Below are 12,767 nucleotides of genomic sequence, written 5' to 3'. Positions count from 1 at the left end.
CGATCTTCTAAATAAAAAACAGGTGTTGATTATAATCATAAAGTCGAGACCATATAATATCCTACTTTTGAACCATAGAATAGAGAATAGAGCGGAAGCAGAAAAAAATTCAAAAATAAAACAGGCATACTATTTTTAAAATTTACGTGGTATGTATGTGGTATTTCAATTGAATAAAATTATAATCATTTTTTCTTTCTTTGCTTTTATTTCTGTTTATAATTTTTTTAAGTCTAAATAAAAAAATAATGAAAATGGCCTAAGTAAGGAGACTAACAATATTTTTATACACGTAGATTTTTGATAAAAATAAACTTCAACAGATAGATTTAGCAAAAAAGAGATGTTGAAGAGAGTAAGTAAAGATTATTTGATTCTGAAAGCCTGTCTGATGCTACAGAACTTATTAGAGATGAGAAAAACATTATGAAAAACGAGAGACCTGAATTCAATTTAGAAGATTTAAACCAAAAGATTTTTGTACAAGATGAAATTTTAGCTTTGGCCAAAGAAAATTCTCCCCGCTTGTTAAATAAATTCAGGCTGGTATATCCTGATTTTTTCGGGAAACTGTCTGCTATTCAGCCTAATCTTAAAAATTCTGAATTGACATTCTGCATTTATCTGAAACTAAACTTTACTACAAAAGAAATCGCAACCTATACTTTTGTAACTCCAAAAGCTATTCAAAACAGGAAAAACAGACTCAGAAAAAAGCTCAGCATTCCTTCTGAGGTTGATATTTATAAATGGTTTAATGATCTTTAAACCATTTCTTTTTAGTTAAAAACTGAGAAAAGCCTTGTCAAGATCGTGGTAAAGCAATACTTTCCAGTGATTTTCGATGGCTTCTTTTTCCCATTTTATTCTTAAGTCCATTGCTTTTCGGCCGTCAAAATCACTTTTATAGGCTAAATGATATTTAAGGTAAGACTCTTGAGGAAGATTATCAGCTCCATAGAAAACTGTTTCGTCATTTTCCCGGATCCAAAAAACCTGCATAAACGGGGTATGTCCGCCCACCACTTCATACGATATTTCATCTGTGATTTGCCCCACATCATCGTCCATCCAGACAATATTTTCGAGTTCAATGAGCTTTTCCAGGCTATCAAAATCAAAAGAAAAGCTCCCTTTATTTTCTAATGCGAAACCAAGCTCACGCTTCTGAATATAAATTTCAGCATTGGGAAAGGTAGGTTGGAAACCATTTCCTGTCCGCGTAATTACAGTTTCAATATGATCTTTATGCAGATGTGAAAGCAACACTTTGGTTACCTGATCCTCCCGGATATGGTTCTGTTTAAAAATTTCCGAAATAATGGTTTCGCCGTTTTCATTTTTCCAGCCAATTCCGGCATCAAGAAGAATAATATCCTTTTCGGTAATCACAAGAAAAGGCTGTACGGACATTTTTATTCCTTCCTCGGTTCCTCTGTTTTCTTCTGTTAATAAAGTAAAGTCTTTGGTCTTGTTGGTAGAAAAATTTCCTTCCTTGAGCGGTATAATTTTCATACTACAAATTTCTTTAATAATTTAATAATAATGAAAATAATTTTTTCAATAAAACACATCGTAAAAAGCGATAGATAATCCGTGGAAGCTTTGTTTAAATTAAGTATTTTTGTGCTTAATCTAATTTTGAATTTATAAATGAAAATAGAAATCTGGTCAGATGTCATGTGCCCTTTTTGCTATATCGGGAAAAATAATTTTGAACAGGCTCTGCAAAAAATGCCATTCAAAGATGACGTGCAGGTAGAGTGGAAAAGCTTTCAGCTGGATCCGGAATTGAACCCGAAAGAATCAAAAAATACAATCGAATATTTTAAAGAGAAAAAAGGTTTTCCTGAAGCTCAGGCCCGTCAAATGATTCAGCAGGTTTCGCAGATGGGAAAAAGCGCGGGAATTGATTTTAATTTCGATAAAGCACTCATTACCAATACTTTTTCCGCCCACAGATTACTGCATCTGGCAAAAAAATATAATAAGTCCAACGAAGCTGAAGAAGCTCTTTTCAAAGCACATTTTATTGAAGGAAAAAATGTTGGAAATATCTAAACGTTAATTTCTATAGCAGAATTTTTAGGCATAAACAAAAGTGAAGCAGAAAAAATTCTGACTACGGAAGAGCTTGATTATAAAGTAAATCAGGATATCATGGAAGCCAGGAATAATGGAATTTCAGGGGTTCCGTTTTTTATCTTAAATGGTAAATACGCAGTTTCCGGTGCACAGCCTGTTGAACTATTCGAAAGTGCACTTCAGCAGACTTATGATGAAACCGTTTCTCAAAATAATACCGGAGAAAAAGGGAGTTCTTGTGATACAGACGGTTGTGAAATTTAATGTTTAGCAAATGATAAAGATTAATAACGAGCATCAATTTGCCGTGGAAGATACGCTTTTTGTTTTTGCTCTTGACTCTGAAGCGGGAAAAGCTTTCAAAGACAAGAATAAACTTATTACAGGTATAGGAAAAGTAAATGCAGCAGTAGAATTAACGAAAGAAATTCATCGAAACAGACCAAAACTTATAATAAATTTAGGTTCAGCCGGAAGTAAAAATTTTATAAAGGAGATGTGGTTTGCTGTACAAAATTCATTCAGCGGGACATGGATGTAAGAGGTCTTGGATTCAGCTTATACGAAACTCCGCTTTCCGGAATTCCACCTGTTTTAGAATATGGATTGCAGAAAGAAAACCTTCCTGAAGGCATTTGCGGAAGCGGCGACAGTTTTGAAATGAACCATTCGGAAACAGATTACAATATTGTAGACATGGAAGCTTACCCATTGGCGCTCATTGCCATGAAAGAAAATATTCCTTTTCTCTGTTTAAAATATATCTCAGATGATGCTGGAAGTGAGGCTGCTGATGACTGAACGGTTCAGGTACACTTGGCTGCAGAAGCATTCAATAAAATTTTATTCTCATAATATTTTATTTTAGAGTAAATCTTTCCGATTCCAAACCTAATTTAAATTTTAAAAAACATGTCTACCATTATAATAAATAAAGCCGTTTCTGAAGATCTTGAAACTCTTCAGACTATAGGAAGGGAAACTTTTTATGAAACTTTCGCAAAAGATAACTCAGAAGAAGAAATGCAGAATTACCTTGATGAGAGCTTTTCTGCTGAGAAATTGATGGGAGAACTGAATAATCCCGATTCCCTGTTCTTCATTGCTTGGGAAGAAGATCAGCCTGTAGGATACCTGAAAGTAAATTCGGGAAAGGCACAGACCGAGCTTCAGGATGAAACCTCATTGGAAATTGAAAGAATTTATGTAAAAAGCTCACATCACGGAAAAAAAGTAGGCCAGCTTTTATATGATAAAGCTTTGGAAACTGCCGAACAGCAAAAGAAAAAATACTTATGGCTGGGTGTTTGGGAAGAAAATCTCAAGGCAGTTAATTTTTACAAAAAAAATGGTTTTGTAGAATTTGATAAACATATTTTCAGACTTGGAAATGACGAACAGACAGATTTAATGATGAAGAAAACTTTAGATTAAAATTTTAAATTTCGTAAATCTCAGAATCAGTAAACACATAGAATCTTCCTTTTTTAGGAAGATTTTTTGTATCCAGGCCCGTAAACTCACTGAAAGCAGGCAGCAGCAATTGGTTTTCTGTTAATACAAAGCAAGGTAGTTTGATATTTTTTACAGAAGAATTAATGACAAATCCGGGATGGATATGCCCAGTAATCTGAAATTTTTCAAGGCTTTTTTTAAAATCATGGATAAGAATAAAATCATCAATTTCAAGAATATCTTCTTTAAAATTTAAACATAATTTTGATTCCAGAGTTTTGGAAATTTTATCGTGATTTCCTTCTATAAGGTGAAATTGTAAATCCGGATACTGGTTTCTCCATGTACAGAATTCATCTACATCAGAGTTATCTCCGGCGTGCAGCAGATCACCTACAACAAGAAATTTCTCAGGCTGGAAATATTCAATCAAAACGGAAAGCCTTTCCAGATCACTTTTCATAATATGATTAGCCAGGGCAATCCCGTTTTTCCTGAAATGGGCTGTTTTGCCAATGTGAAGGTCAGACAGGATCAGGGCTTTTTCCCTTTTCCAAAATACAGCACGCTGATTGGTTAAAGTAAATGTTTCGTTTTTAATTTTTATGTTTTTTACTGAAATATTCATTTTTAATTTAAAATTTTATCTATACTTAACACAGGGAAGCAAAGATTTTTTGACTATTTACTGATCTAAGATTTCATAATTAATGTATTTTTTTCGCCTGTGCAATCATCCTTTGAATTCTTGAGTCCAGCCCTTCACTGGAAAGAGTTTGACGTAAGCTGTCGACTTTAATAGGGAAGCTTAAAGGTGTAAAAGTATTAGCAAATTTCAAAATAATTTTTGATTTTTCTATTCGTTTAAAAGCCTCTACCAATCGCTGTTCCTGAAGCTGCGCATTAAAAACCTCTGTATAGGCCTGCCTTACCAGGAAATGGTTGGGATCATAATCTTCCAACACTTTAAAAATAAGGCCTGCCGAGCTTTGGAGGGATTTATTGGAACGCTGTTTTCCGGCATAATTTTGAATCACCATACCCGAGATTACAGCAATATCGCGAAATTTACGCCTTGCCATTTCTGCAGAATTGATGCTTGAAATTACATCCGTCATCAGATTTTCTCTGGTTAAAATTTTTTCCAAATTTTCTTCATTTAAAGGAATTTCTTTATCACTGAATAACTCAAAACCGTAATCATTCATCGCCATGGAAAAGGAAATAGGCGCCAGCTTTGATATACGATACGCTATTAACGCAGACATTACTTCGTGTACCAACCGCCCTTCAAATGGGTACATAAACAAATGATAACCCTCACGGTTTTTTATTAATTCTACCAGAAATTCATCATCTTTAGGGATATGTGAACGTTCTTCTTGATTGGCTAATAAAGGATGTAAAAATTTCAGTTCCTTTTCTGACGCTTTTGGATTGAGTGCCCCTGATAGTTTTTCCCTTAAGAAATGACCTAAATTTGAACTCAAAGGCAATCTTCCACCCAGATAGCTCGGCGCAAATGCTTTTCCTTTTGCAGCCCGTACATAAACCGTCATATCTTTGATCATAGCCACTTCAAGAACTCTTCCGGCCAGAATAAATTTTTCATCTTTTTTTAATTTTGATATAAAATATTCCTCCACCATCCCGATATAACCCCCGGAAATAAATTTCACCTTAAACATCGCATCACTTACGATAACTCCCATATTCATGCGGTGAAGCATAGCGATTTTCCTTGATGTAACTTTATACAGGCCATCTTCCATGATCACTATCTTATGGAATTCTTCGTAGCTTTTCAAAACACTTCCTCCTATGGTAAGAAAATCAAGGATGCTTTTCCATTCCTCATCCGTCATTTCCTGGAATGCATATACTTTTTTAATCCTTTGATGTAAATCTTCGGGATAAAATCCGTCACCAATGGCTAATGTCATTAAAAACTGAACCAAAACATCAAAGCACAAAACCTGCGGTTCACGGGGTTCAATAACCTTTTGTCTGACAGCTTCTTTTAAGGCAGCTACTTCAATTAATTCCAAAGAATGGGTTGGGACGCAGTAAATTTTTGACGTTTCAAAAGGGGAGTGGCCGCTTCGCCCCGCCCGCTGAAGAAATCTTGCAACCCCTTTCGCAGAACCTACTTGTATCACAGTATCAACAGGTTTAAAGTCGATACCTAAATCTAAAGATGAAGTGGAAACAACCGCTTTCAATTTTCCTGAACTTAAATTTTCCTCAATCCAGATTCTTAAATGTGCATCAATCGAACTGTGGTGGATCGCGATCTGTCCTGCAAAATCAGGATATGCATTTAGCAGCAGCTGGTACCACATTTCGCTCTGGCTCCGGGTGTTTGTGAAAACAATTGTAGATTTTGATTCAAGGATAATCGGAACTATTTTATCAGCCAGTTTTGCGCCCAAATGCCCAGCCCACGGTAAAATTTCAACTTCATCTGGAAAAACAGGAAGGATATCAATCTTTTTATGTTCTTTGGCTGTAATTTTTGTTTTTTTAATATCGTAAGGAATCAAAATATCCATCGCTTCTTCGAGATTTCCTATGGTTGCCGTAATTCCCCATATTTTTATTTTCGGAACATATTTCATGACCTGAGAAATGCCCAGTTCTACGATAACTCCGCGCTTTGATCCTAATAATTCATGCCATTCATCAACAACAATTGCTTTCATTTCTTTAAAGAACCGCTCATGATTTTTTTGGGCTAAAAGAAGGTGCAAGCTTTCAGGTGTAACGATCAGAATTTCAGGCATATTTCTTACCTGCTGCTGACGTACTTTTGGGTCGGTGTCGCCATTCCGAACGCCAACAAGCCAGTCCAGACCAATGTTATCAATAGCTTCCTGCATCGCTTTTGCAATATCTTTTGAAAGGGAACGAAGGGGAGTAATCCAGATCATTTTCAGTCCTTTTTTATATTGATCAGGATGATTTAAGAAATTCGTTAATAAAGCAAGAAATACGGAAAATGTTTTTCCAAAACCTGTGGGCGCAACGACCATTCCACTGTAGCCGTTTTCAAATTTCTGCCAGGTATCAATCTGGAATTTGAACGGAGAAATACCTTTATCAGCCATCCATTGCTGAATGACCTTGAATCCGTTGGTATTTTCAAAATTACTCAAATTTATTTTTTATTTTTAAAGTAAGGTTCACAAAGTTTTTTAAACATATTTTGTTCGCAAAGGCTTTTCACTCAGTATTAAAACAAATCTTTGCGAGATTTGCTTTTTTATAATTTATTGTATTAATTTTTTTATCTCTTCCAGATCATCAATTTCTTCTACTGTTTTATCTTTCCGCCATCTTAAAATTCTTGGAAAACGTAGCGCTACACCGCTTTTGTGACGATTACTAAACCCAATACCTTCAAAAGCAATTTCAAAAACAAGCTCAGCTTTTACAGTTCTTACCGGCCCGAATTTCTCAATCGCATTTTTATTTACAAACTTGCTTACTTCCATGATTTCCTTGTCCGTAAGCCCTGAATAGGCTTTTGCAATGGTAACCAGAGAGTCACCGTTTTTTACCGCAAACGTGTAATCGGTATAGTAGGCACTTCTTCGTCCGCTGCCTTTTTGAGCATAAATTAGGACGGCATCGATGGTAAGAGGGTTGATTTTCCACTTCCACCAGTCACCTTTTTTCCGGCCGGAATGATAGGGCGAATTCTTTTGTTTCAGCATTAAGCCTTCACTGTTGATTTCCCTTGAATTTTCTCTGATGGAATCAAGCTTATCCCAATTTTCAAAATCAATAACCTGGGAGATTTTTATATTTTCAGGCTGTTCATTCAACAATAATTCTTCCAGCATGGCGCGTCTTGCAGAGATAGGTTTTTCCCTGAGATCATTATTTTCCAGTTCCAATAAATCATAAGCAAAAACTTCAATCGGGATTTCGGAAAGCATTTTTTTTGTTAAACTTTTTCTGTTTAATCTTTTCTGTAATTCATTAAAATTAAGAACTTTACCATCCCTCACCGCAAGTATTTCTCCATCTATTACAAAATTACCCTGCATATTCTGTACAACATCTTTTATTTCCGGAAACTGTTCTGTAATTAATTCTTCACCTCTCGACCAGATGAAAACTTCATCGTTTCTTTTGATAATCTGTCCCCGGATTCCGTCCCATTTGTACTCTACAAGCCATTCATCAGGCTCTCCAAGCTCTTGCAGATCCTTTTCAAGCGGATAGGCAAGACAAAAAGGATAGGGTTTTGAATTATCAGGGTTAATTTTTTCCGCCGAAATCAGTTCTTTAAATGAAATTTCATCAGGTGTCCATTTTCCCATAAGGCTGTGCATCAAGGTGCTCGATTCCTGTTCTGAAAACTTAGTCAAAGCATTGATCAGCGTCTTATCTGAAACGCCAATTCTGAAGCTTCCGCCCAATAATTTATTGAAAATCAATCGTTCCGTATAATCAAGACCATTCCATGAATTTAAAACAAATTCTTTTTTCTCAATATCGGTTTTATTTTTTAAGTCAATAATATCGTTCATCCATTGAGAAAGTGAACGGTCAATTTTTTCCGTAGGTGGCGGCAATATCAGCGAAAGGGTTTCACCAAGGTCGCCCACAGAAGAATAGCTTTCCTGAAACAGCCAAAATGGAAGTTTTGTAATATCCAGCGCCCATTCTTTCATGTAGTTGGTATTGACATTTCGTTTCGGTCTTTTTCCTGTAAAAAGGGCTATGAACCAGACTTTATCCTCATCCGGTGCACGTTCCAGATAATCAATAATGGCATCAATTTTAGCATTGGTTTTATTGGTGCTTTCGAGAGCATTGATCAATTCTGCAAAATGTTTCATGGCTCCGGATTTTCAATGATTTCTTTTTCAGCTGCTTCCTCATCATCATCGCCGTACAAGGTTTCCACTACATCAGATTTTATTCCTATTTCATTTAGATATTTAGAAAAAACTTCAGTTTGTCCGTGTGTTACATGAACAATTTCCGCCTCTGTAGCTCGTATTGCTTTCAGCAGACCGTTCCAGTCCGCATGGTCGCTCATGGCAAATCCTGCATCTGCACTTCGCCACCTTCTTGCACCCCGAACCTGCATCCATCCGGAGCAGATGGCCGTTGCCGCATTAGGAATTTTTTTAATAACATTACTATCCAGCAAAGCCGGCGGAACGATAACAATCTCATCCTGAAGATGTTTTACACTTTCCCGGAAATCCGGAATTTCATAATCCGGCAGATCGATTCCCACAGCCTCAAAAGCTTCATTTAATTTCCCGATGGAGTAGTGAACGTGTATTTTTCCCAATTCTTCAACTGCTTTCATAATTCGCTGCGCCTTCCCCAAAGAATATCCGATAAACACCGATGTTTTTCCGTTTTCTTTATTTCTTAAAACCCAGTTCTGAAGCTTTTTATTAAGATCTTCCACTTCCAGCCAGTTATAAATCGGCAGCCCGAATGTACTTTCCGTAACGAATTCATTGCATTTTACCAACTCAAAAGGCGTACTGAGACCATCATCCTGAACCTTGTAATCCCCTGAAACCACACTTACATATCCTTTATATTCAAGCCTTATTTGTGCAGAACCAATGATATGCCCGGCGGGATGCAATGAAACTTTGACACCATTAATATTGATGAATTCACCATACTCAACACTTTGACATTCAATATCTTCGCTTATCCTTTTATGTAAAATAGGTTTTGTAAAATGATGGCAAAGATATTTTTTCATCCCCCAACGGGCGTGGTCGGCGTGGCCATGGGTAATGACCGCCAAATCTACAGGCCTCCATGGATCAATATAAAATTTTCCCTGAGGACAGTAAATGCCTTTGTTTGTAAATGTAATTAATTTCAATGGTGTTGTTGGTTTAAATTTTACACTTCAAAAATCCAACCAAAATATGATTTATTAATAAAATACTGTTCAGTTATCCTGAATTAATTTAATAGAATTATATGAAAAAATTTCAATTGATTTTTCCATTTCATCAAAATTCATATTTCCAAAGCCCAACCGCATTGCTGTAAGATCTTTTGTCTGGTATAAAAGTGTTTTGGGAATAAAAAGATTATCTTTTAGACAGTTTCTTGAAAGCTTCATGAGGTTAACAGGAACTTTCCATTCTGTCCAGATCGCCAATCCCCCCGAAGGCTTTTCAAGATCTAAATATTTTCCTAAATTTTCTCTTAAAAGATGAATAAAATGATCCCGCCGTTCCTGGTAAATTTTTAATGATTTTTTTAAATATCGGTTAATTTCCCCTTCCGCAATCATTTCTCCTAAAACATGCTCCATTAACACGTCACCCTGCCGGTCTATTATCCCCAAATACTTACGCATTTCAGCCATCAGATTTTCAGGAGCCACGATGAATCCCGTACGAAAGCCGGGAGCCAGTGATTTCCCAAAAGATCCGGTGTAAATAACCATTCCGTTCGTATCTGCGCTTGCCAAAGGAAGAATCGGGCTTTTGTCGTAGTGAAAATCGTAGTCATAATCGTCTTCCAAGATGACAAATCCAAATTCATTCGCCAGGTTAAGAAGCTCCAATCTTCGCTGCGCACTCAATGTAACCGTGGTCGGATAATGGTGATGCGGCGTAAGGTATAACATTCTGATTTTTTGCTTTTTACATATTTCTCTGACTTCATCTACATTGATTCCCTCGTTATCAATAGGGATTGTAATGATTTTTACACCTGCCTTCTGAAGGATCATATTCACGGAGAAATAGCTTAAATCTGCAATAAGAACTGCATCTCCCTGAGATAATAAAATTTCCGAGACAATATAGATGCTCATTTCTGTGCTTCGTGTAATAAGAAGATTATGCGTAGAAATAGGAAGTCCTCTTGATAAATTTAAGTATTGAGCTAAGTTTTTCTTAAAAAATTCGCTTCCTTCATGATTATAATAGCCGATTTTATGGGCCTTTCGCTTTAAGGTAGAACTATAAATTCTGGAATGCTGATCAATCTGCGTGAGACGGATATCGGGAATTCCGTCATTAAAAATAAATTCACTGTTGGATTCTTCAAACGGGTTATCTAAAATATTTGATCTTTTAAAAGAAAAACCTGTCGATTTTGGATAATTTACAAGATTTTTTGTATTAAAATCATTAAAATGAATTGGTTTTTGATCATTTTTTCCAATTACAAAAGTTCCTTTGTTCGGAAGGCTTTCTACCCAGCCCTGCGCAAATAATTCATCATAAGTTGTAACAATTGTATTCCTGTGAACTTCCAAAATCTGACTCATAACTCGTGTCCCTGGAAGCTTCGTTCCAACCGGCAGAAAACCGCGCTGTATAGAATTTATAAGCTGGTTGGTGATCTGCATATAGATCGTAACATCTGAATTTCTTTCAATTTTAATAAAACTCTGATAAGGTATTTCAACCGGACTATTCATAATATAAAAACTGGCACCATATAACCATCCGGCAATATACTACTTTTGATTTAAAACAATAAGGAATGGAATTTTATAATCTTTTAGAGAAAATTGTTCAGCATAATGAAACCCACGCAAAATGGCTTAATACGCTTTCCTTTATGGAAAATGCCGGTGCCAGAAAAATTTCTGCCTGCGAACATCCTACAAAAGTAGACTTAATCCAGCTGAAACATGCGGCAGAAGAACATCGTCATGCTTATTATTTAAAGAAACAAATTTTAAAAATCAGTTCGGAAATTTGTAAAAACTATGAACCGTCTGAGCTACTTGCTCCCATTGCAACAAGGCAATATCTTCATTCTTTGGATATCAAAGCCTGCAAATATTTACAGAAAGTCTTTAAGCTGACAAAAGAAGAGCTTAAATATGCGGCTTATCTTTTTGTAACTTATGCTATTGAAGTCCGTGCAGATGAATTGTATCCTGTATATCAGGAAGTTCTTACAAAAAAAGCATCCAAAATCATGGTAAAATCTATCATTTTAGAAGAAGAAGGACATCTTGAAGAAATGATTAATCAGCTTAATGAGTTTTCTGATGACTGGGAAAGCCATGCAGAAGTAGTTTTAGAAATTGAAAAAAAATTACACCAAGAGTGGATCAGCGCTATTTCCCGTGAGGTTTTAGAATACAATTATGCTTAATAATTTTCATCATTTCCAAATAGATTTAGAAAAAAGAAAAGAAGCCGGAACATTAAGGATTTTAAAGAAAAAATTAACAGGAATAGATTTTTATTCTAATGATTATTTAGGCTTGGCACAAAATAAAGATTTTCAAGATCTGTTGTTACAGAATGTTTTACAGAATCCTCAATTGTTGACAGGAAGCACCGGCTCAAGGTTAATTAGCGGAAACAGTTCTAAGGTCACCGAAACAGAAGATTTTATTGCAAAAGAACATCAATATGAATCAGCATTGCTTTTTTCTTCAGGCTATAATGCTAATCTGGCTTTATTCTCATCACTTCCTACGCGGCATGATATCATTATTGTAGATGAAAAAATTCATCGTTCGGTACATGACGCCTGCAAAATGTCTCATGCTAAAAAAATAAAGTTCAGACATAATGGTCTTCAGCATTTAGAGGATATTTTACAAAAACAAAAAGCGAATTGCTTTGTCGCGGTTGAGAGTTTATATTCGATGGATGGAGACCTTGCTCCAATTCAGGAAATTGTAAAAATTACAGAAAAATATAAAGCCGGATTAATCGTAGACGAAGCCCATGCTTTTGGGGTATTTGGATATGGTTTGGTTAATAAATTTAATCTGCAGGAAAAAGTTCTGGCAACAGTTGTCACGTATGGAAAAGCACTCGGCACGCACGGTGCTGCAGTTTTAACCGATGACACTGTAAAATCTTATCTCATCAATTTTGCGTCACCTTTTATTTATACCACTTCAGCGCATGATTTTCTTTGGATGAGCATAAAAGAAGGATATCAATTTTTAAATGCAAATCGTGAATTATCAATCAAATTACAAAATAATATTAAAATTTTCCGTGAGCAGAATTTAGAAATTTCATCCTCTGAAAACAGCCCGATTCAGGCTATTTTGATCCCGGACAACCATCAATTAAAAAGCTTACAGCAAACCTTACTGGAAAAAGGATTTTTAACGTATGCTGTTTTTAGCCCGACTGTGAAAGAAGGAACAGAAAGACTGAGGATTTGTCTCCACAGCTTTAACACAGAAGAAGAAATTCTGGAATTAACAACAATTATCAAAGGATTTTAACGGAAAT

Annotated in this window: 12 protein-coding genes and 1 pseudogene; 7 read left to right on the top strand and 6 right to left on the bottom strand. The window is 35.8% G+C overall.

Going from position 1 to position 12,767, the window contains the following annotated elements; translation table 11 throughout:
* Positions 1 to 426 precede the first annotated feature (426 nt).
* On the top strand, positions 427 to 768 hold the full coding sequence (locus H560_RS21235; RefSeq protein ID WP_051289204.1) for a helix-turn-helix transcriptional regulator: 342 nt from the start codon (positions 427 to 429) through the stop codon (positions 766 to 768).
* 15 nt (positions 769 to 783) lie between these two features.
* On the opposite strand, the gene H560_RS0106775 is transcribed toward H560_RS21235, so the two are convergent.
* Positions 784 to 1,515, bottom strand: a complete 732-nt coding sequence (locus tag H560_RS0106775; RefSeq protein WP_027379339.1) for an MBL fold metallo-hydrolase — start codon at positions 1,513 to 1,515, stop codon at positions 784 to 786.
* A gap of 138 nt (positions 1,516 to 1,653) precedes the next feature.
* On the opposite strand from H560_RS0106775, the pseudogene H560_RS21230 reads away from it, so the two are divergent.
* The 4 genes and pseudogenes from H560_RS21230 (at position 1,654) to H560_RS0106760 (ending at position 3,519) form a co-directional block, all read left to right on the top strand.
* Positions 1,654 to 2,349 (top strand): annotated as a pseudogene (locus H560_RS21230) (DsbA family oxidoreductase).
* Positions 2,350 to 2,359: 10 nt separating this feature from the next.
* Positions 2,360 to 2,626: a nucleoside phosphorylase-I family protein gene (locus tag H560_RS23285; RefSeq protein WP_228372435.1), complete on the top strand. Its 267-nt coding sequence runs from the start codon at positions 2,360 to 2,362 to the stop codon at positions 2,624 to 2,626.
* Positions 2,584 to 2,886 carry a nucleoside phosphorylase-I family protein gene (locus tag H560_RS23280; RefSeq protein WP_228372434.1) on the top strand — a complete coding sequence of 101 codons (303 nt, stop codon included), beginning with the start codon at positions 2,584 to 2,586 and terminating at the stop codon, positions 2,884 to 2,886. Before H560_RS23285 ends, H560_RS23280 begins: the two co-directional genes overlap by 43 nt.
* A 111-nt stretch (positions 2,887 to 2,997) precedes the next feature.
* A complete protein-coding gene (locus tag H560_RS0106760) occupies positions 2,998 to 3,519 on the top strand; it encodes a GNAT family N-acetyltransferase (protein ID WP_027379338.1) in 522 nt (173 codons plus the stop codon).
* Between the two features lie 4 nt (positions 3,520 to 3,523).
* Here H560_RS0106760 and pdeM read toward each other — a convergent pair whose 3' ends face one another.
* From pdeM to H560_RS0106735, 5 genes are all read right to left on the bottom strand, one after another.
* Entirely contained in the window at positions 3,524 to 4,168 is a 645-nt protein-coding gene (gene pdeM / locus H560_RS0106755; protein WP_027379337.1) for a ligase-associated DNA damage response endonuclease PdeM, read from the bottom strand.
* 79 nt (positions 4,169 to 4,247) lie between these two features.
* Positions 4,248 to 6,695 carry a ligase-associated DNA damage response DEXH box helicase gene (locus H560_RS0106750; RefSeq protein ID WP_027379336.1) on the bottom strand — a complete coding sequence of 816 codons (2,448 nt, stop codon included), beginning with the start codon at positions 6,693 to 6,695 and terminating at the stop codon, positions 4,248 to 4,250.
* Between the two features lie 114 nt (positions 6,696 to 6,809).
* A complete protein-coding gene (locus tag H560_RS0106745; RefSeq protein WP_027379335.1) occupies positions 6,810 to 8,390 on the bottom strand; it encodes an ATP-dependent DNA ligase in 1,581 nt (526 codons plus the stop codon).
* Positions 8,387 to 9,412, bottom strand: a complete 1,026-nt coding sequence (locus H560_RS0106740) for a ligase-associated DNA damage response exonuclease (protein ID WP_027379334.1) — start codon at positions 9,410 to 9,412, stop codon at positions 8,387 to 8,389. Before H560_RS0106740 ends, H560_RS0106745 begins: the two co-directional genes overlap by 4 nt.
* Positions 9,413 to 9,481: 69 nt before the next feature.
* A complete protein-coding gene (locus tag H560_RS0106735) occupies positions 9,482 to 10,972 on the bottom strand; it encodes an aminotransferase-like domain-containing protein (protein ID WP_027379333.1) in 1,491 nt (496 codons plus the stop codon).
* A gap of 65 nt (positions 10,973 to 11,037) precedes the next feature.
* Here H560_RS0106735 and H560_RS0106730 point away from each other — a divergent pair, with 65 nt between their 5' ends.
* Together H560_RS0106730 and H560_RS0106725 are read left to right on the top strand one after the other, a co-directional pair.
* Positions 11,038 to 11,661 (top strand): hypothetical protein, encoded by a 624-nt coding sequence (locus H560_RS0106730; RefSeq protein WP_027379332.1) that lies wholly within the window; start codon positions 11,038 to 11,040, stop codon positions 11,659 to 11,661.
* Positions 11,654 to 12,760: an aminotransferase class I/II-fold pyridoxal phosphate-dependent enzyme gene (locus tag H560_RS0106725; protein ID WP_027379331.1), complete on the top strand. Its 1,107-nt coding sequence runs from the start codon at positions 11,654 to 11,656 to the stop codon at positions 12,758 to 12,760. The genes H560_RS0106730 and H560_RS0106725 overlap by 8 nt, the downstream gene beginning before the upstream one ends.
* The last annotated feature ends 7 nt before the right edge of the window (positions 12,761 to 12,767 follow it).

This window comes from Chryseobacterium daeguense DSM 19388 (assembly GCF_000430825.1).
Lineage (GTDB): Bacteria > Bacteroidota > Bacteroidia > Flavobacteriales > Weeksellaceae > Chryseobacterium > Chryseobacterium daeguense.
Note: the sequence above shows the minus strand (reverse complement) of the source record. Positions and strands in the feature narration are given on the sequence as shown.